Here is a 21538-nt window from a genome sequence, read left to right as displayed (position 1 = left end):
TTCTAAATTACTTCAATACTTCCAGTAAAGACCGTGCTTTATTAAACGTTTCTTTATATTCCAATTTAGGATCGGATGCTGCAACGATCCCGGCACCTGCTTGCACATACACTTTTCCTTCTTTTAAAAGCATTGTTCGAATCGTTAAAGCAAAGTCTATATTGCCATTGAAGCCGATATATCCAATTGAGCCACCATAAAAACTTCGTTGCAGAAGCTCTAATTCTTCAATAATCTCTATTGATCGTTGTTTTGGTGACCCTGTTACAGTACCGGCTGGAAAACATGACATGAGGCCATCAAGCGGATGCAATACCGGTGATAATACTCCTTCCACTTCGGAAACAATATGCATGACATGTTCATAACGAACTATTTTCTTATAGTTTGTTACTTGTACTGAGTCTGGCACACACACTTTTCCTAATTCCTTAATACTAAGATCAACAAGCATATTATGTTCAGAAATTTCTTTTGGATCACTTAATAGCTCTTTTTCAAGTGAGACATCTTCTTCTGCGGTTCTCCCTCTTCTACGGGTTCCCGCAATGGGGTTTGTTACAACTTTTCGATCAATAACCTGAACAAGACTTTCCGGCGAAGTACCAACGATGACATGATCGTCAAACTCCATATAGTACATATATGGGGAAGGATTACGTTTTCTCAAGCTCCGAAATAACGAAAATGGGTCTCCTGAAAAATTAGCTACTAATCTACGAGATAGCACAACTTGTTCCACTTCACCTTTTTTGATATAGTCTTTTGCTTTCCGTACAAGATCTTCAAATTGTTGTTGCGTTAAGGAACAAGCATATTCAGATATTAGAATTTTCCCATCTTGTTCTTCACTTCTTGAAAGTATTTGGTCAGCTATAAAATCCAAATTAGGTACTTCTTTTTCTGATCCGGTATCTGTATTTAGTAGAGTAACTTCATCTAATTGATGATCAAAGATAACGAGCGTTTCATAAACATTGAAATAGACACTTGGTAAACCGATTTCATCTTCTAAAGGCGACTTTTTATTCAGACTTGCCTCATACCCAATGTATCCAACTGCTCCTCCTGTAAATGGTAGCCCTGTATTATCAGGAATACTTGGCATTAACCTTTTTAATAATTCAAATACATTGCCTTCATGTGTGTACTCTTTACCATTCTCGTAAAAATATTCGATTAATTTTCCATTACGATCTGTGTACGATTTCAATGGATTTACCCCTATAAACGAATATCTACCTGAGCTCTCATGCTTAGCGGAACTTTCCAATAAAAATTTCCGTTTTCCTTTCAATCTTCTAAAAATTAAAATCGGAGTCAACGAGTCCCCATTCAATTTTTTCATCGTTGTTCGGAAGCTTGCCTGTTCTAATCTCATCTAATTCTCTCCTCTGCTCATCTCAACTATTTTTTTCTTAAAGAAATAAAAAAAGCCCTCTTCAAAGGAATTCAGAAAAATCCCTTTGAAGAGGACGGTGTTGACCGCGTTGCCACCTCTAGTTGGAGCGATACCACTCCCACTTCAACTCCTGTAACGTAGGAAATACGTCTACCCCTAAAACGAATAATCGTTCTCAAGGTAGCTCTCATAAGCCCATTCACACTAGCTACAAATCAGTTCCCACCAACCACTGACTCTCTTCATTGCACACTAGTGTTACTCCTCTTATTCAAACAATTTCTCAGCTATGCTCATCTAATCTCGGCTCGTCTGTTCAATGGGCGACACCGCTCCCGGTGCCTTCTACCCGTATCCGAACATAAAAGTTATTGTTTATAATAGTATGAAAAATTCAGAATGTCAAATCAATTTAAAGAATAAATATAAATTTTTCTTAAGAATTTAATTTGAGCTCTTCGAACAGCATGTTTAAATGATTACTTTATTCTATTAACGTTTCAAACATTCTTCAAATCTCATCATTTCAAAATCTTTTTCTATATCAAATCGAATTGGCGTTATCAGTTCAACTGATTTGCCATCCGGACCATAAAGATAGATTGCTGTATGTGCTCTAGGATTATTAAGTAATTCAAATAGTTGACGTATTTTTTTATGGTTATATTGGAAATTATTAACTAATAAGAATACATTTTTATCGCTCGCAGTTTATTTTTTTATCAGTTTCACTCATTAGTGAAATGCTCCAATTGCTCAATAATTCCAGTCAATTGTCTAGTTAGATAAGGTGAAACGTCGCCAATTCTAGCTACCTCTTCTAGTAGTGGAAAAGTGTGTCCTCCCCACGGACCTTGTGGATCGAATACTTGCCTGCCTATGCGCAAGCCTGTTGCTTCGATATGGCTATATAATCGATGCATTCCTTCTTTAAGTAAGCCGGTGGGTAACGGTTTGTTCCTGCGCCGGGACCATTCTACCAAGTAGGACATACCACGCAAGATATCATATTCGAAAAACCTTGGAAAACAAGGATTCAGCCACTCCATATCGATAATGTGCCCACTTTCTTTGGAACAAACAAGACGATGTTCAATCAAGTAACGTGCACCCTGGTCCAAGAAGTCGGTTTCCTTAGGAGTGAATGGTCGATTCGTATACCAGAGAATTGCCTCAAGCGGAGGTAATGTCGAAACAATAGAGCTCTTATGAGAATTAGTATAAGCTGTAGGTTCGCAGTTCAATCCTCCATCAGACAGCTGATGCTTAAGGAACCATTCGCGAATCCAAGGTAGTTCCTTGTCCAAATCGCAACCATAGGCCATCAAAATCATATAATATACGGCAAGCTCACAATGGCAACAGTCCATCTTCATTTTATCGGCTTCACTTGTTGGATAATCATCGGGGTATATGACGAAAGTTGGCCAAGTTTGAACTTCTAGCAAATGTTTGGCTCTGGCAATAGCGGAACTGGGAATTTGTTTAACCTCCCCCATTTCATAAAGAGTTGCCATATGCCACCACGCCCCATTCCATTTTCTACGTCCGTTTTCGCAGCGTCCAATGTAAAATTCTGGATCAGAATCGAGAAGTCTAATAGATACTTCGATTGCATCACGAATACTTTGATTTTTATCCATCTGGAACTTCCCCTTTTGTTTACTATTACAAATTTTTAGCTATTAGTAGCTATTTATCGTATCAGAATTGGTGTCATTTTCTAGACCTTTATTGAAAATAACTAACTAACTAATCAACAGACATACAATATTATATAAATATTACTATTATTTAATATCTCCACATCATTCAAAGTTCATGAGCAGATTTTATCCCTGTACATACAAAATCTAATGTTTTAATTCAGATGAGGTTTCGTCAAATCTTTGATATTTACTTTTCAATTTAACAGTTTGAAGTTCATCTAATCCACATTTCCCTACCCTTCAAATATACTTTGCGTTTTGCATTTACGAAACAACCTCAGCAGAAGTCTTTAACCAATTATTATATAACCGATAATTACTAGTATTCCACTTTCTGCTCCTTTTTCAATAAAGCATTTAGTTTTTCAGATCCTAATAGCATTGCTGCAGCAAAAAGAACAAGAAAAAACGGGAAAATGCCTATTGATAAATGAGATGCACCGAAACCAAGAAGTGGCGGAATGAACGTAGTACCTGTATAGGCAACGGCCATTTGATAGCCCATAATTGTCTGAGAATGCTCCTTTCCAAAACGTGTCGGCGTTTCATGCAACATAGATGGAAATATCGGCGCTAAACCCAATCCAATCATGATAAATCCTACAAGTGAGAAACTAGAGGCTAATGGCAATAATAGAAGCCCCGTACCAGCTAATGCTGTAATTTGCCCAATCCGAATGATCGTACGGTTACTGACCTTTAACATAATAAAGCCAGCGATAAATCTACCGATTGTTATTCCTCCGAAATAGAAAGAAACCCAGTTTGCAGCAACAGCTACGGGTATTTCCTTTACATTTACGAGAAAACTACTGCCCCATAGGCCCATCGTTGCTTCTACGCCACAATAAAATAAAAATGATATTAGGGCTAGCTTTACTCCCCTAATCTGCAATGGCTTGGTATTTTGATAAAGTTCACTTTTTGACTCCTCAGATTTTTCACTAGCTGTACTATTGTTGTTTTTTGCGACTTTATTCCATAAAGGCAAAGTGAAGAAAAGGATTACAACTAATGCGAACTGAATTCCTGCAATAACAAAGTATCCCTGTTTCCAAGAATTTTGCTCTGAAATAGAATGTGCCATAATGATGGGACTAATTGTAGCCCCAACTCCCCAGAAACAGTGGAGCCAACTCATATGGTGTGCTTTGTAATGTGTAGCAACGTAATTGTTCAGTCCCGCATCAACAGATCCTGCACCTAATCCGAGTGGTATGGCACATATTATTAACCAAACAAACGATGGAGAAAAAGCGAATCCTAGCAAAGCGCAAGCAGTCATTAAGCAACTGACAAAAGTAACATTTCCAGTTCCGAACCGTTTTAGTATCGTTCCGCTTACTAAACTGGAAATAATTGTACCACCTGCTATTGTCATAAAAAGATAGCCAGCAGTCTCAAGTGGTGCTTTAAATTCCAATTGCATCACCGGCCATGCAACACCCAACAATGAATCGGGTAACCCTAAACTTATGAAAGCTAAGTAGATGATTACTAAAAAGAATGTAGCCAAATGTATAATCCACCTTAAATTTTTATTTTAGTGTTCTATTGTGTTTCCGATTCCTTCTAATTCCTTGTTTCAGTGAGCATAATATCAAGTCCAAGACTTTGTAATCCATCTAGATAATCTTGTTCCCAATTACTCATTGTAATCTCTGGTAGATGTTCTACTGGGATATATTTTGAACTCCCTATTCTAATTTTTTCTAGTATTAATGTGGTCACTTCATCAGTACAAAAAATAATCGTATGAGGGTTAATGATGGCTACAAACGTAGCTACTAAACGGCTAATAGCATCAATTTCGTGTTCCTCACGGATAAACATTTTCTGAGGCTCGTCTCCATTTACCAAGGCTTGCAGAAAGTTTCGATCATCATACTGAGGGACGAATGAAACCTCTCCCGAGAAAAAAGTACTTCCTCGCACCACATCTCCGTTTACTATAATCCCTGCACCTGGTCCATTTTGTCCGGAATACAAGTATATAAGAGATTGATTTTCATTTTTCCTCCTATCATTGTAATATCCAAGAACTGCAGCATTCATATCGTTTTCAACTACTACAGGTATAGAAAAATGCTCTTCAAAGTATCCTTTTATATCAAAATCTTGAAAATGCTCATAACCTGGTATATAAAAAATTCGCCCATTATTAACCGCACCTGGGACACCAATTGCCATTGAACTAATCTTCGGATATTTTGCTATTACTTCTTCCGTAAACTTGGTTAATAATTTTAGGCCATCCTCTATTAATACGCTGGACGTTTTCTCCTGTTCCTTCACTTCACCCAAACAATTAAAAATTGTATAATTTGTTTCTGTTCTTTCTAAAAATATAGCCAAGCCTAACATATGTTCCGGATTATATGCATATCTTTTTGGTCTTCTTCCACCACTAGAATCATCTTCTCCGACTAAAATAAGTTCCCCATCCGACTCCATCTGCGTTAAGAATTTACTGATTGTCGGGAAACTAATTCCTAATTTATGGCGAAGTTCAACTTTTGTTGCACTTCCAAGTTCTAAAAGAGTTGAACGAATCCCATAAAGAATAACCTTTTTCATAGATTTCGGGGTATTTATTAAGTCCTTCACAGTATCCACCACCTAAAATATATAACTTATTAAACTACTTTAATAAGTAATGATGATAATATATCAGATTAATATTTAGAAAACAACGAAAATTCAAAAATAAATATTTATAATTAATATACTTACTCAAATATTAGCTCCTATTTATGATGCAAAGCTTTTCAATTTAACTGTATATGGTTAATATGATATTAGTAATTAGAAGAATACACACACATAGAAAGAAGAGAAAGACATGAAAAGAACTCTTGTAATAAGTGATATTCACGGTCAATTAGAGAAATTTGAAAAGTTGCTTGCAGAAGCAAATTACGAACCAGAAATGGACCAATTAATACTATTAGGTGATTATATAGATCGGGGCCAAAATTCAAAAGGTGTTATTGAAAAAGTGATGAGTTTGAAAGAAGCTGGAGCTCGACTACTAAAGGGTAATCATGAAGATATGATGATAAAAGCGTTAACGACTGATGTAGAGAGATCATGGAACCACTGGGTTAAGAGGTGTGGAGGAGATCAAACGTTATTTAGCTATGGTTTTTCTGAAAAAGAAATAGAAGTTAGTGAAGAAAATTTTCAAAAACCTATGTTAGAATCCGAAGAGCTAAAGAGACATTTAGAATTTGTACAAACCCTAGAAAATTATATCGAAACAGAAGATTATATTTTTGTTCACGCTGGGGTTCATCCAACAACACCTATTTCCGAGACAGATCCATATATATTAGTATGGATTCGAGACGAGTTTCATAAAGGATACAACGGCGAAAAGACCGTAATATTCGGGCATACAGAAACAAATCTACTTCATGAGGATAAAGCGAATCACAATGTTTTTTTCGGAAGCAATCGAATCATTGGTATTGATGGTGGAGCAGTATATGGGGGGCAATTAAATTGCCTTGAGTTGCCTAGTAAAAAAGTAGTTTCGATAAAGTGAATACGAAGATCAACAATATGGTTTAATAAATTCTAAGGAATCGGATATAGAAAAATTTCTATATCCGATTTTGTAAATCAGTCTACTGGTGTAACTTCTAATCCAATAATATGAGATCCTATTGTAAGCTCTGTTCCCTCTAGAGTATTATCTGAAAACAGTAAATGACGCATTAACAAGTTTTGTTGCAACATATGCTTAAACTTTTCAATAACTACTTGAAATTCTTCATCTGTATTTATTGAAATATCCACACGCATATCGATTGGTAGCTTCAGTTGTTTTCTATATGCTTGTATTGCACGTATTAATTCACGCGCCAATCCTTCTTGAATCAGTTCTTCGGTTAAAGAATGATCTAAAGTAACGGTATATGCACCATTAGATGCTGAGGCATATCCCTCTTTCGCAATGTTTTCAAGCAGCACATCTTCAAACATTACTTTATCTTTTTCATATTCAATAAAGCCCTCTTGCACAAACTTTCTAACTTGTTCGTCATCTAATGACTGAAGCCATGTATTAATAGAATTAGATTGCTTTCCATACTTCGCTCCCGATTTTTTGAAATCCAGCTTTATCTTTGTAGTTATAAACTTACCTTCACTTTCCGTTTGTTCAAATACCTTTACATTTAACTCTTCTTTAATAATATCTTCGTATAGTTTCCAGTTAATATCCTTATTAGTACTCATAAGTGAAAGACTACCTAAAGGTTGTTTTACCTTCAAGGAAGTAGTATTTCGAATACTTCTTCCTAACTCTACTATTTGCAAAACTGCATCCATTTCTTTTTCCAGTTTTTCATTTATTAATTTTTCATCTTCTTCTGGAAAATCCGATAAATGGACACTTTCCCCTGTTAAATTCATAAACACATCTTCTGCAAGAAATGGGGTTAATGGTGCTAACATTTGGCTAGTTCTTGTTAATACTTCATAGAGCGTTTCATATGCAGCTGCTTTTTCTGGATTCATATCACTTGACCAAAAACGCTCTCTTGAACGTCTTACATACCAATTACTTACTTGTTCTAATAACTTGGCAATTTCTCTCGCTGCGTTTGTGAAATGATAAACCTCTAAATTTGTTCGAACGATTGTAATCGTGCTATGCAAACGAGATAGTATCCAATCATCCAGTTTATTTTTCTCTACTTCATAAGCATAATTCGGATTGTAGTCATCTAAATGAGCGTATAACGAATAAAAACTATGCACATTGTCTAGTGTATCGACTAGTTTTGACTTTGCTTCTTGTACGATTCGTTCCGAGAACCTTTTTGTATTCCAAGGTGCGCTGTCGACTAATAATGCCCATCTTAGTGCATCTGCTCCATACTTTTGAATTAACTCTACAGGGTCTAGAGCATTGCCTTTACTCTTAGACATTTTTTGTCCCTTTTCATCCAAAATATGACCCGTCGATAGTACACGTTTGTACGGAGCTTTACCCGTAAATAAAGTGGATACAGCTAGTAAGCTATAAAACCATCCGCGTGTTTGATCAATTCCTTCGATGACTATGTCAGCTGGGAATTGTTTTTCAAAAAGCTCTTTATTCTCAAAAGGATAATGATATTGCGCAAATGGCATAGAACCGCTATCGAACCAAACATCTATGACTTCTGGAGTCCTTGTCATAGTCCCTCCACAATTTGAACAGTGAAGCTTAACATGATCTACATATGGTTTATGTAAATCAACTTCATCTAAGGGATGAATAGAGTGCTTTTTTAATTCATCGATACTTTTCGGAGCAAATTCATGATTACATTCTTCACATTCCCAAACGTTGAGCGGTGTGCCCCAATAGCGTTTCCGACTAATATTCCAATCAACCATTTGCTCTAAAAAGTTTCCGAATCTACCATGTTTTATATGCTCCGGATACCAAGTGACTCCTTCGTTATTTTGTATAAACTGGTCTTTCAATGCAGTTGTTTGAATGAACCAACTTTCATTTGCATAATACAAAAGGGCTGAATCACAACGCCAGCAATGAGGATAACTATGTTCGTATTTTTCTTTACTGTAAAGCAAACCTTTTTCAGCAAGATACCGAACAATATCTACATCACAATCTTTCACAAATCTACCTTCAAAACCAATAACCTCCGAAGTATACTTCCCTTTTTCATCTACCACATTGACGAAAGAAATGCCATTTTCCTTTACAACTTTATAGTCATCTTCTCCGTATGCCGGAGCGATATGGACAATCCCTGTTCCACTTTCTGAAGATACATAATCCGCAGTTACCACTTTATGACCAATTTCCACATTTACAAAATCAAATAATGGAGTATAAGGTATGTCTTTTAAATCAGTTCCTAAGTGCACAGATAGTATTTCAAAGTCATCCTTTAATACAGAACTTACTAATGCTTCCGCAAGAATAAAAATATCCTGCCCTTTTTTTGCTCGAACATATTTCAAAGAAGGATTAACTGCTAGTGCGACATTTGCTGGTAAAGTCCAAGGAGTTGTCGTCCACCCAAGAAAGTATTCATCTTCACGATCTTTAATTTTGAATTTAGCCGTAGCAGATAAATCCTTTACGTTTTTATATCCTTGTGACACCTCATGGGAGCTAAGAGAAGTTTGACAGCTAGGACAATAAGGGGACACTCTATGACCTTTTTGGAGTAACCCTTTTTCATGAATTGTGCCAAGTATATTCCATTCACTTTCAATATAATCATTACTTAAAGTTAAATAAGGATCATCCATTTCTACCCAGTAACCCAGTTGTTCAGTAAACTCTCGCCACTGTTTTTCATATACAAAAACACTTTCTTTACATTTTTCAATAAAAGCTTCTACACCATATTTTTCAATATCACTTTTTCCTGAGATACCTAATTGCTTTTCTACACCTAATTCAACTGGTAAACCATGCGTATCCCAACCTGCCTTTCGGATAACTTGATGTCCAGTCATTGTTTTATATCGTGCAACTACATCTTTAATCGTTCTACCTAATGCGTGCCCAACATGTGGTAATCCATTTGCAGTAGGTGGTCCTTCATAAAATACAAAAGAAGGGCATTCTTCTCTATCATCTATGGACTTTTTAAAAATATTATCTTTCTCCCATTGTGCTCGAATCCGTTCTTCTCGCTCGATTACAGACTCTTTTTCGTTTGCTTTAACCATTTGATATCACTCCTATTTTTTTTAATAAAACATACAAAAAACCCGTCCCTGGAAAAGGGACGGGTTTAACCGTGATACCACCCTAATTCTATTGAATAACTTTCGTTCCACAATAGCACTTAGCCACGTACAATCATACGTGTTCCTTTTAACGGTAGACACCCGGTCTCACTTACTCAATTTCAGCTCGACTTCTCAGAGAGGATTTTCATAAACGAACTGAACACCGGATTTCAGCATGTACCGGCTCTCTTTGGAACAGTTTCATCAACTACTTTTTCTCATCAACGAATTTGTATGGTTTTATTATGGATGAATTTAACATACGTCTAAATGATTTGTCAAATTATTATACACATTATCTGATGCATCTTATTCCATAATTTTCTACAATCTTTTTTGATTGGTTTTACCAGCCTTACCTATTATTTTTCAATCCAACGCTATATTGATTACTAAGAGGCCCTACCTTTTTCTAAAAAGTGTTTTAATTGGTCTATTTTTTTTGTTCATTTTCATTTTTTTAACGATTGAGCAGGGTGATAGTTGAATAAGAATACAGGATTACTTAATTGACTTACTAATCCCTTTATCATTTATAATCCCTAGGTTATCAAGAGGCCAAAAAACCATTTTTGCAGTACCTAGTATTTTATCCTTTGAAACGAATCCAACTCTTGGGTCTCGGCTATCTTTGCTATAAAGACGATTATCTCCCATTACAAAAAAGTAACCATCAGGTACAACTTTTTCATCTAGGAACTTCTCTAACGTAAAATCTTTAGTAAGTTTATCATTATCTTTCAACTCTTTTTTATACTCCTCTAGATATGGTTCCTCGTATCTCTTATTATTAATAAAAAGCTCATCGTTTTGATAGGCGATGTGATCACCAGGAATACCAATAATACGTTTAATATAATTAGTGTCTTCTTTTGCTTCAAAAACAATCACATCAAATCGCTTATACTCCGTTAATCTTGGTCCAATTTTATTAACAACTACCATATCACCATCTTCAAATGTGGGCATCATAGAAGCTCCATCCACCACAATTGGCGTTAATATGAAAAACCGAATTCCCCATGCAAATAAAATAGCAATTCCGAATGCTTTAACCCATTCCAATAATTCACTTTTTTCTTTCACTTTTACCACGTTCAACACCTCATTCTCTTTTAAACATCTGTCCGTTACTTTAATACTCTTGATATTGACTATTTCGACATCTTTTTAATTATTCCTGCTAATTGATTGAACTTACCCCATTGCCCTCATGTTGCAGAGCTCTCAAATATTTTATTTGAAAAGCATAAAATATACGGATATATAAATGGAAAATCTTTTTTATAGCATCACTGTACATCTAGCTACCTCGTTCCTATTCACTTAACTTTAAAACTAGTGATACCCTCCTTTGGATTCGGGAAGTTCTATATATTCTTGCTTACATCTAATTATACTAAATACGTAATTTCGCAACTCAAGAAGTTGCTTAGCATCATTGGTAGGTTCACAGAATGCTCCTGAAACTGAATGAGTGATGGTTTCGCCGTCGAAGGTAATTTTCCATTCATCCTCTTCGTGTGGTTCTTGTATACAAATGGTTCCGTCTATAGATTCGGGTGTTAACTTTTTCGTTTCTACTATATTAACTTCTTTCATTTTCTCATAAATCTCACCCATTTCTTCGTCGGTAAAGGTTACAGCTGCAGTTGTAATTCCATCTGCTATTAAATCCTTGGTCACTGTACCTTCGAATGTGTTAATTTCATTATTTTTTCCCACACCAAATTGAATAGAGAATCCAAAGTCAATAGGCATATCTTTTGGCATAGTTTGAACAGTAGACTCGTTTGAGCGCAATACGTCATCCTCATTTGAATCTTTATTTAATTGGTTACAAGCATTCAAAACAAAAGCGAATAAAATAAAAAATAGTAATCTTTTCAACAAATAACCCCCTTTTCAATTAAAACAAAATATACCATTTTCTAGTTTTACTTTATTCGAAAAATCCTGCCCCTTTAGTTCAATCAATTCAACAAAAAGAGCGTAAATCCTTCTTTCCTTCATTTAATTAGGTAAAACAAAACGCCTGAAACCTCTAATCTCAAGGGTTCCAGGCGTTTTAGATACTACTATTTAGTTGCGTTAATTACGACATTATTAGATCGTTAGGACAGGAACGGTTAGAAGCAGCGGAAATCTATTTAGAGAACGTATTCGCAAAAGAAAATAATTCTATTTATATAGTTGGAAGCTGGTTGGGGCCACGATCTCGTATAACAAGCGAAGCTATGATACTACAAGAAGGATTAGGGGTACTGGTAAATATACTTTAGAAAATGATAGTAGATGAATCCAGTGATAGGTCTGGATGTAGCAAAAGGTGAAAACCAGGTTCAAGCATTCTTGGATAAAAAGAAGACATACAAAAAGAGTTTTAAGGTAGCGCATGCACTTGAAGGGCTAAAAAATCTTCTGAAAGTGATTCCGACCTCTGTACATAACGATTCAAGTCCACGCTGTATTCTTGCTGTTTCATGTCGATCCAGTTTCAAAAATAGTGGTCTCATAATTCTTACCTCCAAGCCTCGTATACGTAAGGCCTTTTTGAAATAGGCGATATTATCAACGTGCATTACATCAACGAATCACACGGCTAGTATTAATTCATTTTCTGCGATTCAAGTATTTTTCTTGATTCCACCAAATACTGAGGCGCGTCCAAGGGGTTTCCTGGGATGATCTCAATAATGCAAAGCCGGTTGTGGCATTCCTTTTCCGCTTTTTTCATGGCTCGCGCTAACTCATCTACGGTCTTAACGGTAGCTGTACAGGCGTCCCCGCCAAATACCATTGGTAGCTTGGTATAATCCCATTTGGGAATGACGTTGTATTTCTGGTTCAAGGTGTTTACGTTTAGATACTTTTCAACAACATATTGTCCATTGTTTAAAATAAAGAGGATTGGCTTGCAATTGTGCTCCAACATGGAACTGATTTCTTGTGCGGTCAACTGGAGGGAACCATCTCCTGTAAAAAGTAGAACCCTCCGGTCTGGTGCGGCGACACAAGCGCCAAAAGCTGCCGGGGTTGCGTATCCGATAGATTGCCAGCCGCCCTGCGTGACATACGTTACATTTTTTCGCAGCCTGACCTGTGAAAATCCGTCGTGCAAGGTGCCCGTTTCCACAACAATCACATCGTTGTCCTTGATAAACTGTTGAAACATTGGATAATAGTTTACTGCCACCAACGCGTCGTTAGGCTGGCCATGTGTCTGGCTATAAGGAAATGTGGCTTGGTTGACTGGGTTGCTTTGTTTGGTATTCAACAGAATAAGCGAGTTTATCATATCAGCTGCCAGTATATCCTGATACATCGCTTCCCCAATTATTACGCTGTTCGGCTGAATTTGAATGGTCTTCGTGAATTCCAGTTTGGCCGTAAAATTTGCCGTATTGGTATCGGCCCAAACCAACCCTACCGCTATTACGCATTGTGCATTTTCTACTGTATTTCGAACAGATTCCTCTCCACAGCTGCCAACGTAAACGCCGATATAATTGGGATGTGTTTCATCAAACGACCCTTTTCCGTAAACAGTAGACGCAACAGGTATATTCATTGTTTCTACCATTTGTTGCACTGGCTTTTCCAAATGAAATCGCATGACCTTGACATCTGCAAGCAGGACAGTATTATTACTTTGATCCAGAAGTTGTTTGGCATGTGCTACCGCTTGTTGTAAAGACGTCTGGTTAGTAGCTGCGGCACTCAATTCCACTTTACTGACGTTAATTTCCTTTGACAGCAAATCATTCGGAATCATTATATATACCGGCTTCTTTTTTGTTTGCGCGATGTTTAAGACTTTGGGGATTTCATTCGATGCGTTTTCCAGTGTAATGGCGGTTGTATAGGCGGAAATTAGTTCGTATACCTGTTGAAACGTCTTGAAATTTCCATCCATCAGAGAGTGGTGCATAAACTTATGTCCTTTTTGGTCAGGAGTTGGCGGAGCGCCAACGATATGCACAACAGGGACATTTTCGCTGTTTGATCCAGCAAAAGCGTTACAGGCACTGAGTTCACCAACTCCGAATGTAGTAACTAATGCGGCGATTCCTTTCAAACGCGCATATGCATCTGCGGAATAACCGGCATTTAATTCATTCCTATTTCCTACGAAGGTAATCTCTGGATTTTTTTCAAATTCATCCAAAATGGTGAAGTTGTAATCTCCAGCTACGCCAAAAACCTCTTTAATCCCTGACTGGCTTAAACAACGGCATAAAAAATTGCCTAATGTTATTTTTTCCAATGTGTAAAACTCCTCTCGAATGTTTCACTGATTAAAATTCCCAACTCATGACTTTTTATGTATTCAGAAGATTTCATAGTCATAACGGAAGCGTTTGGTAAATAATGAGATAAGCCGATTAACATCTTAGACATGTCCAAAATGTTAATCGGCTAATTATTATTGAAATTATCTGCTTAACGAACTTCCCATCACATTCAAGTTTTCTCCTGGTTGCAGATTCAGTTTTTTTTAGGGTTTTCTATGTCTGTCCCATTATTAGATTACTTCATTGTGACATTTCAGTCTTAAGTTATTTACTTTTTCTTGTTGCTTTCTTGAAAGCTTTACAGCTTTTAAGAGATTATCAATTCTCACCTTTTCTTTTAGGTGTATTAGTTGATGTATAGTCTTATTTAAAATTATTAAGTTTGAATAGCTATCATCTTTGAATTATGGAATGGATTAATATGATGACAATGCCAATGTGCTTTCTTAAATAGTTTTCTGCTAACTCCTTTTGCATTGTCAATCCTGGTATTCCATTAACCTCTATTTGATAAGAAAGGGTTTTTCTCGCAAAAATATTTTATGGTAAGATGTATAGGTCGTGTATCTACTATCTGACACATATACAATCATCTAAGAAAAGAGGTATTTATGCACTCCACAAAGTTATCCAAGCGACATTGGTTGCTCATCTTAACACTTACTTTATTAACATTTGTCCTTGGGACAAGCGAATTTGTTATTGTCGGAATCTTAACCGATATTTCCTCGAGCCTTCAAATGACAAATGCAAAAGCAGGCACACTTGTTTCTGCGTTTGCAATTACGTTTGCCATCGCTACTCCACTAGTGATGTCAGCGACAAGTCATTTTCCGAAGCGTAAATGGATGTTGTTTTTGATAGGTTCTTTCATCGTCCTGAATGTGTTGTGTATATTCTCGACAAGCTACATCACGCTCCTTGCACTTCGGATTATGACAGCGATTGTAACAGGAGTATTAATCTCTCTAGCCATGATTGTTGCAAGTGAAACCATGCCGTTTAAAAAACGCGGACTCGCCATATCATTCGTTTTCGGTGGCTTCACACTTGCAAATGTCGTTGGAGTGCCAATTGGAGTTGTCATTGCCGATTCGTACGGCTGGAATGCCACTTTCATGTTAACTACTTTCCTAGGAGGATTGGCGTTTTTGGCGTCCTATTTCGTCTTGCCTAATAGACTCAGCCAAATACGCAGTTCGATACGGGATCAGTTTTCTCTAATGACCAATCCAAGAATTTTAATGGCCTTTTTCATTCCTGCTCTCGGATTTGGCGCCACTTATACCGTCTTTACGTACCTTGTTCCTATCTTGAAGGGAATGGAAGTACCAAATCATTCAATTAGTTTAATCTTATTTGGTTACGGATTTATCTCTATTTTCAGCAACATTCTCGCAGGTAAAATTGCTAGCCACAATGCAATCGGTCGCCTTCGGTTTGTTTTTCTTTTGCAGGCAGCTGTTCTGACAAGTATATTTTGGACTTCAAATCATTTTATCTTAGGACTGGCAAACATTGGCTTGATGTCGTTAATGGCCATACTCTTAACAACATCCACTCAGCTTTATTTAATAGACCTTGCTGGAATTTATCAGCCAAAAGCAACAGGTCTTGCTGCTTCACTTATGCCAGTGGCAAGCAATGTAGGTATCGCTTTTGGTTCTGCATTAGGCGGAATTGTATACCATCAAGGGAATTTAATGAATGTAACATGGGTCGGTGGGATAGTTGCAGTCTGTGCAAGTCTTCTAACTTTCTTTAGTCATCGTTTAGATCAAAAACAAAAGAAATCAGCATAGCACTAACACTTGGCATAATTAATGATATTACAGTAATCCCTTTATAAAAAAATGAAAAAAGAAGTATCAAGGACGTTTAATTGTTCTTTGATACTTCTTTTACAAATTCTACTTACAAACAATGCTATGCCCCTTACATCTCAAACAGAAAGAATACACTTTCCTCTTCTTGAAATCCTCCAAACAGCTATACGAATTATCCGGAGATATGTGCTAAATCATGACTTTTTCACAAAATAATACATAATTATTACTATGTCGTATATTCCATTTGACATACTTTGTCATAGATCTATCGAATTTCCTTTAAGCTAATGGCACAGCAACGCATTATATTTTCACCTATGTATCCTTTTTGCCCCCTCCTATCTATATACAAGGAAAGGGGGAATTTCAATTGACTTATTATTTACAGGATTACGCACGCTTTACCAATATCGCTGACATGGATGTAGCTGCAGAAAAGCATCTATCCCTTCACTGGAACTCCATGACCAACTCGGATCGACGTGTGCTTGATGTCATCCGCCGCTATTCCGTGAAATACGGAGCTGCACACTTGAAGCATGCCACGATTGAAAACGCCATTGGCATATCCAATGCAACTGTCCGACGTGCTATCCGTAAGCTTGAAAAACTGGGTATTATCAAAAAAGTCCATTTCATCCGTCCAGTTATGAGTGGGCTTGGTGCCAACATCTATATCATTTTACCCTTCCATGACCAGGGGCAAATGAACGACCGAGATGAGGACTACAAACCGCAAGACACCAAGGAAAACGAGCCTATTTCCGAAAATGAACCTTTTCTCTATAAATCTATTAATAAAGATCTTATAAAGACGTCTCCACAGGAATCGTTCCAGTATTCCACCAGTCTTTTCAGCAGAATGAAAAACCTACTAATCGGAACAATCGGGAAAACGAATCTAGCGAGAGAATTCTATGGCATCTACCGTTCCATCTCAGGAAAGATGTTGAGATTTGATATCTATAAAGATGACAAGCCTGTATTTGAAGATCTTGCCTATCGTGCATTACGGATTACCTTGATGACGACAAAAAGGAAAGTAATCCGGAACTTACCTGGGTATTTCAAGGGTGTGTTGGACAAGTTGGTGGACGAGACGTATTTCGAGGATATGTTTATGTATTTCGATACACCAGTGGAAGAGTTTTATTGTCCAACTGGGCAATATTAATTCTCTTTTTCTAGGGATTCCCGGATAAAATTGTATTCTAGAGGACTCCTGTTCGTTGATTTGAGCGGAAGACGACCACGAGCTTCTACTCTAACTTTTGACACAGTAACACAATTGAAAGAAAAATACCTCCTACACTTTATTGGTTTAAGTGTAAAAGGTATTTTGTACAGTAGGTATAAAATTTTCAGAATTGCTTCTGATTTTTATCTGACACAGGGATGCATTTTACAGGGTTGTACTTAGTAACGTGAACCTTGAGGTGCATGGATTTAACCCTTTCTCCCGGTGTCATTTGTGAACCTGAGCAAGTTTCTTTGATGCAATTATCAAAACTCTGATCAGAGATCTGCTCGTGAATGACATCTATATAGAAGATGTTCATGCCGGACAGCGGTACAATTTGCAATTGCAGTTTTCATTAAGCTTGTAGCTAGATTTACTACTGGTGTATTGATTTCTGTGCAAGTAATGCTAACTTGCTTTTCGATGGTGTTTCGTATTTTACTGAGGTGGACTTCTGAATGTAACTTCCCCCACCCACACCATATAAACCGCCATGATTACTATTGTAGCTATAAACTCGGTATTCTTCGCCTTTTTTCAAAGCACGTACTGTAGTCAATGACCCGTCGCTCTCCATTTTGACTAAGTTTGTATTAGATAGAATAGTAGCTTTTCCCATTTGCCCTAATTTTAGTTCTGTTTTTCCCCACATAACTTTATTTAACTTTTTGGTAATGTAAGCAGAGGAAATATAACCTGCTAACTTTTGATCCTCCGTTGTAACTGGGTACCATACAAATTGGTTTTTACTTGTAAATGATTGGTCATATAAGAAATTTCCGTCAATAATTAACGTAGTATTTTTTGGGAGGGATTTTACTACTAAAGAAGTACTTGGTTGTGACCTTAATTTCCCAGTGTCTCCTGTTATCAATACCTTATCTCCTTTTTGAAATTGATATGCAGAGACATGCAGCTGATCTGTTAATGTATATTCCATCTTTCTGAATACAATATTTTCACTACTGTTAGGGTCATATTCAAAGTCAGCTGTTTGGAAAGGAAACTGCCCTAATTTCGTATTGTTTAAGTAACTATCTTTTTCAATAAACGCAAAGACTTTTTCTTGATAAGCCTCTATATTCTTCAATCCACTGGACTGATAGAGAGGACTGTTAACAGGCTTTTTCCCGTTATAAGCCATGACTGGAAAATACCAATTTTCGATTACTTCTGGTCCTGTCCCATTTATTTTAGGCAGATCTGTACGATCATGATACATACTGTTAAGGATTTCGACACCTGCCTGAATATTGTAGTTGATATCGTATTTCAATTTCTCTTGGTCATAGCCTGATTGATTGGTAATTTGCATAAGACCGATCCCATTATCTTTTGATATTACAGGTTGGCCATTCTCATCAAATTGTTTCCAACCCCCATTTTCTTTTGAAGCCACCGCTTTTACAACTTCTGGTGGGATTTTTGCTTCTAAAGCCGCATTCGTTAGTAAGCAGTTCATATGCTGAAATGTTGGATTTTGGTTTGGCTTCATTTCACCATATGCTGAACATTTAGATGTCCATGTTGGCTCAGCAAAAGCACTTTCAGATGACCAAACCAGCAGCATTAAACAAGTTAAGAATACTGTTCTCATTTTGATTGATTTCATGCACTCATTCCCCATTCATTTAATTTTTTATATTTATAGTATATTTTACCATGATAGATTAATATTTCATATAGTATGAGAACCTTCAGTTCGAGCGATTTAAGAAATGGAGTGTAGAGATTTCTGTGTTTCTATTTCTGACGAAAACATAGAAGAAAAGGCCACCCAACAGTTTAGCAACCTGATGAAAGACCTTCTAAAAAAATGGTAAGATGTGTTTCAGCGGAAATTAAAAATTTCTACAAAAATAGCGAATTCTTATTTTATCAATGCCCTGGATACGCGAGGCGAGAATAATTTCAACATCTTACATGTTTGCGTTTAAAACCAAGCCTCCCTTTGTCTACTTCTTTTTGAATACTTTCGTAAGCATTTAGGAAACTGCTCTTTTTCTTGTCCCGTTTGACTTCTACTGTTCCTATTGCCTTTGCGGTCTCGACTGCTTTTTCATGAAGCGGCAAATAGGAAATCCCCACGGTGAATAGAAAATTATTCATAGCGGATTTCGTTCGTTCTGGTGAATCGTGAATTGAACTTTTCACAGTATCAAGCATATTGGAAATTTTGCTTTCTGAAAATTCAACGTCTTTTCGACTCCCTAAAAGCCAACAATAGCAACTCCAGCCCGCAGACATTCTCAACTCCTCATCGCTTACGATCCATTTATCAGCAACCTCTTGTGCAATATCTGATTCCGATAAAGTTACCGCCACTACAAAATCGGATAGCATATAAAAATACGCCGTATTCATCCAACGATCATAATCCGACTCCGTCATAGCTTTTGGGTCTGCAATAATGCCTGCAAAGTACATCGCATCGTAGTTCCTTATGCAAAGAAAGTAATTATGCGAAGTAAACAGTCAAAAAGCCTTTTACTAAAGGATATCGTCCTTAATTACTTTGCATAATATGTTTGATTTCTTATTTCAATAATTCCGAAAATGTACTCGAATTACTAATATTAGATCTGATTATTGTGCTTTTCTTGTTTTAAGGGGATAGACTCCAGATCTTTTCAGAAATTATTATGCATAGTAAATCAAATTGAAATACAGTACTTACAAGGTTTTCTTCGGTTACTTTGCATAATCATCTACTTTGCATAAGGTGGTTTATGCGAAGCTTTGCATAAGCCTCCCTGTGGCATACAGCTCTTCAGCTAAATGCTGATTTATTTTTATTTTTTTTACGATTGGTTTCATAGCACCTGTTGCTACACCAAAAAGCGGCTCATGTGCACCATTGGATATGTACAATTTTTTTGATCGTTCCTTGCCAAGCGCTTCTAGCTCCTGCATAACCACTTCTAAATTCATCGTTCAGCACTTCCTTCTTTGATATTTGGTCTATTAAATAGATTAGAGCAACGCAATCGCCATTTAAGAATAATCTGGTCATCAGTAATTGCCGTGTGCTTTATAGGTAGCATCTACTCCTGCGGGTACTCGTCGCAAATAACATTGGCTACACTTTTTTCGGTAATCTTGTGACAGTTGTTTGTCCGTCGCCCACTTGATGCTTTTTTACAATTGACCAATGCCTTCTTTATATCTACTGCTTACATGTATACAAATAAAAGAGGTCCATTCTATCAGTCTATTGAATAAATAGTATCTAATTTTCAGTCAGTAGAATTGGGAGAAATCACTTCCCATTTTCCAAAAAGCTTCAAACCGGAAGCTTTAGCAAGTGAAATAGATGCAAGTAAATAAGGAAATCTCCACAATTATTTTCTATATGTACCACTTAGGTTTTAATTTACTGAAGTAATCATGATCTTCTAAAAACATATACACTTTATCTAACATGTTATTTATATCGTTTGGTATAGTTTTTAATGTCCATACTACAGAAGAAAAAACGCACATGGCTAAATAGAGTGAATACATCCTCCAAAAGTGTTCATCGGGCTCTACATTATTAAAATACCCTCTGATTTGTCCAATTGAAAAAGGAACACTTATTTCTCTGCTGAAAATTCCGATTTTAAGAAATTCATGAATTGGATCGCCCCAATCATACCTGTTAAAGTCAATTACTCCCGAGAATGCCCTGTTATTAACAATGATATTCCCAACATGGAAATCATCATGTTGAAATAAGTTTGGTCGTTGTTTCATTAGGTGAATATTGTTATCAATAAAATCCATTATTTTTTGATCATTTTTTACTTTAACGCCACATTCTAAGTAAGCATCTATGTATTTCTTATGTTTTTCGATTTTTCTTGAATACCACGAAGTGACATGATTTGGGGCAGCATATTGATGCATTTTCCTAAATTCTTCTCCAGCCTTCATACCAATATTAAATTGTTCTTCAGCTGAGTAATTTTGAATTTCATCCTCAGCATCTTTACCTTCTATATAAGTTGTAATCATATACCCTTGATTTCCTATCTCACCAATAGAAATCGGCCGTGAGCAAATAACATCGTAGTCCTGCATTGTTTTCAAAATAGAATACTCTGTCTTTTTCGATTCCAGCTCTGCTAGGTTAAACAACCGAAGAAGTACCTTATGATTATCAAAATGTATTAGATACTTTGCATCTGAAGAAAACCCTTTTTTTATTTGAACGATATTTCTATAATCACCAATAATAGGAATCTGCTTTGCTAACGTTTCTATCATTCTCTCACCTCTGCATTTTAAGTGATAAAGTATAACTGTATAGTACA

At 36.5% G+C, this 21538-nt stretch carries 14 protein-coding genes, 2 pseudogenes and 2 other annotated features; of the genes and pseudogenes, 4 read left to right on the top strand and 12 right to left on the bottom strand.

The window, feature by feature from the left end; all coding sequences use genetic code 11:
• Positions 1 to 7: 7 nt before the first annotated feature.
• The 4 genes from ACEPXG_RS08540 to ACEPXG_RS08525 form a co-directional block, all read right to left on the bottom strand.
• Positions 8 to 1381 (bottom strand): anthranilate synthase component I family protein, encoded by a 1374-nt coding sequence (locus tag ACEPXG_RS08540; protein WP_391209355.1) that lies wholly within the window; start codon positions 1379 to 1381, stop codon positions 8 to 10.
• Between the two features lie 87 nt (positions 1382 to 1468).
• Positions 1469 to 1686 (bottom strand) — a binding site (T-box leader).
• Positions 1687 to 2130: 444 nt separating this feature from the next.
• Entirely contained in the window at positions 2131 to 3045 is a 915-nt protein-coding gene (locus tag ACEPXG_RS08535; RefSeq protein ID WP_391209353.1) for a hypothetical protein, read from the bottom strand.
• Positions 3046 to 3430: 385 nt separating this feature from the next.
• Entirely contained in the window at positions 3431 to 4627 is a 1197-nt protein-coding gene (locus tag ACEPXG_RS08530) for an MFS transporter (RefSeq protein ID WP_391209350.1), read from the bottom strand.
• A gap of 56 nt (positions 4628 to 4683) precedes the next feature.
• Positions 4684 to 5688, bottom strand: a complete 1005-nt coding sequence (locus ACEPXG_RS08525; RefSeq protein ID WP_391209845.1) for an ROK family transcriptional regulator — start codon at positions 5686 to 5688, stop codon at positions 4684 to 4686.
• A 265-nt stretch (positions 5689 to 5953) separates the two neighbouring features.
• Here ACEPXG_RS08525 and ACEPXG_RS08520 point away from each other — a divergent pair, with 265 nt between their 5' ends.
• Positions 5954 to 6658: a metallophosphoesterase family protein gene (locus tag ACEPXG_RS08520; RefSeq protein WP_391209348.1), complete on the top strand. Its 705-nt coding sequence runs from the start codon at positions 5954 to 5956 to the stop codon at positions 6656 to 6658.
• Between the two features lie 77 nt (positions 6659 to 6735).
• Here ACEPXG_RS08520 and ileS read toward each other — a convergent pair whose 3' ends face one another.
• From ileS to ACEPXG_RS08505, 3 genes are all read right to left on the bottom strand, one after another.
• Positions 6736 to 9816, bottom strand: coding sequence for an isoleucine--tRNA ligase (ileS, locus tag ACEPXG_RS08515; protein ID WP_391209346.1), 3081 nt, complete (start codon positions 9814 to 9816; stop codon positions 6736 to 6738).
• A gap of 52 nt (positions 9817 to 9868) precedes the next feature.
• Positions 9869 to 10113, bottom strand: a binding site (T-box leader).
• Between the two features lie 267 nt (positions 10114 to 10380).
• Positions 10381 to 10974 (bottom strand): signal peptidase I, encoded by a 594-nt coding sequence (gene lepB, locus ACEPXG_RS08510; protein ID WP_391209344.1) that lies wholly within the window; start codon positions 10972 to 10974, stop codon positions 10381 to 10383.
• Between the two features lie 243 nt (positions 10975 to 11217).
• Positions 11218 to 11769, bottom strand: a complete 552-nt coding sequence (locus ACEPXG_RS08505) for a hypothetical protein (RefSeq protein WP_391209342.1) — start codon at positions 11767 to 11769, stop codon at positions 11218 to 11220.
• Positions 11770 to 12174: 405 nt separating this feature from the next.
• On the opposite strand from ACEPXG_RS08505, the pseudogene ACEPXG_RS08500 reads away from it, so the two are divergent.
• A pseudogene (locus ACEPXG_RS08500) lies at positions 12175 to 12306 on the top strand (IS110 family transposase); the annotation flags it as partial.
• A gap of 181 nt (positions 12307 to 12487) precedes the next feature.
• Here ACEPXG_RS08500 and ACEPXG_RS08495 read toward each other — a convergent pair.
• Entirely contained in the window at positions 12488 to 14146 is a 1659-nt protein-coding gene (locus tag ACEPXG_RS08495) for an alpha-keto acid decarboxylase family protein (protein ID WP_391209340.1), read from the bottom strand.
• Positions 14147 to 14785: 639 nt separating this feature from the next.
• Between ACEPXG_RS08495 and ACEPXG_RS08490 the strand changes: the two genes are divergently transcribed.
• Together ACEPXG_RS08490 and ACEPXG_RS08485 are read left to right on the top strand one after the other, a co-directional pair.
• On the top strand, positions 14786 to 15976 hold the full coding sequence (locus ACEPXG_RS08490; RefSeq protein WP_391209337.1) for an MFS transporter: 1191 nt from the start codon (positions 14786 to 14788) through the stop codon (positions 15974 to 15976).
• A 397-nt stretch (positions 15977 to 16373) separates the two neighbouring features.
• Positions 16374 to 17177 carry a helix-turn-helix transcriptional regulator gene (locus ACEPXG_RS08485; RefSeq protein ID WP_391209335.1) on the top strand — a complete coding sequence of 268 codons (804 nt, stop codon included), beginning with the start codon at positions 16374 to 16376 and terminating at the stop codon, positions 17175 to 17177.
• 442 nt (positions 17178 to 17619) lie between these two features.
• Here the strand turns inward: ACEPXG_RS08485 and ACEPXG_RS08480 are convergent, their stop codons facing one another.
• The 4 genes and pseudogenes from ACEPXG_RS08480 to ACEPXG_RS08465 all read right to left on the bottom strand — a co-directional run bounded on the left by ACEPXG_RS08480 (position 17620) and on the right by ACEPXG_RS08465 (position 21491).
• Positions 17620 to 18855: a transglycosylase SLT domain-containing protein gene (locus ACEPXG_RS08480; protein ID WP_391209333.1), complete on the bottom strand. Its 1236-nt coding sequence runs from the start codon at positions 18853 to 18855 to the stop codon at positions 17620 to 17622.
• A 299-nt stretch (positions 18856 to 19154) separates the two neighbouring features.
• A pseudogene (locus tag ACEPXG_RS08475) lies at positions 19155 to 19682 on the bottom strand (DNA alkylation repair protein); the annotation flags it as partial.
• A 288-nt stretch (positions 19683 to 19970) separates the two neighbouring features.
• Positions 19971 to 20174, bottom strand: a complete 204-nt coding sequence (locus ACEPXG_RS08470) for a hypothetical protein (protein WP_391209331.1) — start codon at positions 20172 to 20174, stop codon at positions 19971 to 19973.
• Between the two features lie 417 nt (positions 20175 to 20591).
• Positions 20592 to 21491 (bottom strand): aminoglycoside phosphotransferase family protein, encoded by a 900-nt coding sequence (locus tag ACEPXG_RS08465; protein ID WP_391209329.1) that lies wholly within the window; start codon positions 21489 to 21491, stop codon positions 20592 to 20594.
• Positions 21492 to 21538 lie beyond the last annotated feature (47 nt).

The organism is Psychrobacillus sp. L4, assembly GCF_042944905.1.
Classification (GTDB): Bacteria; Bacillota; Bacilli; order Bacillales_A; family Planococcaceae; genus Psychrobacillus.
This window is presented reverse-complemented; position numbering and strand designations above follow the sequence as displayed.

Excerpts from the sequence above, each read along its gene's own strand:
- ACEPXG_RS08540 (WP_391209355.1), bottom strand. The coding sequence starts at position 1,381 with ATGAGATTAGAACAGGCAAGCTTCCGAACAACGATGAAAAAATTGAAT.
- ACEPXG_RS08535 (WP_391209353.1), bottom strand. The coding sequence starts at position 3,045 with ATGGATAAAAATCAAAGTATTCGTGATGCAATCGAAGTATCTATTAGA.
- ACEPXG_RS08525 (WP_391209845.1), bottom strand. The coding sequence starts at position 5,688 with ATGAAAAAGGTTATTCTTTATGGGATTCGTTCAACTCTTTTAGAACTT.
- ACEPXG_RS08520 (WP_391209348.1), top strand. The coding sequence starts at position 5,954 with ATGAAAAGAACTCTTGTAATAAGTGATATTCACGGTCAATTAGAGAAA.
- ileS (WP_391209346.1), bottom strand. The coding sequence starts at position 9,816 with ATGGTTAAAGCAAACGAAAAAGAGTCTGTAATCGAGCGAGAAGAACGG.
- ACEPXG_RS08490 (WP_391209337.1), top strand. The coding sequence starts at position 14,786 with ATGCACTCCACAAAGTTATCCAAGCGACATTGGTTGCTCATCTTAACA.
- ACEPXG_RS08480 (WP_391209333.1), bottom strand. The coding sequence starts at position 18,855 with ATGAAATCAATCAAAATGAGAACAGTATTCTTAACTTGTTTAATGCTG.
- ACEPXG_RS08470 (WP_391209331.1), bottom strand. The coding sequence starts at position 20,174 with ATGAATTTAGAAGTGGTTATGCAGGAGCTAGAAGCGCTTGGCAAGGAA.
- ACEPXG_RS08465 (WP_391209329.1), bottom strand. The coding sequence starts at position 21,491 with ATGATAGAAACGTTAGCAAAGCAGATTCCTATTATTGGTGATTATAGA.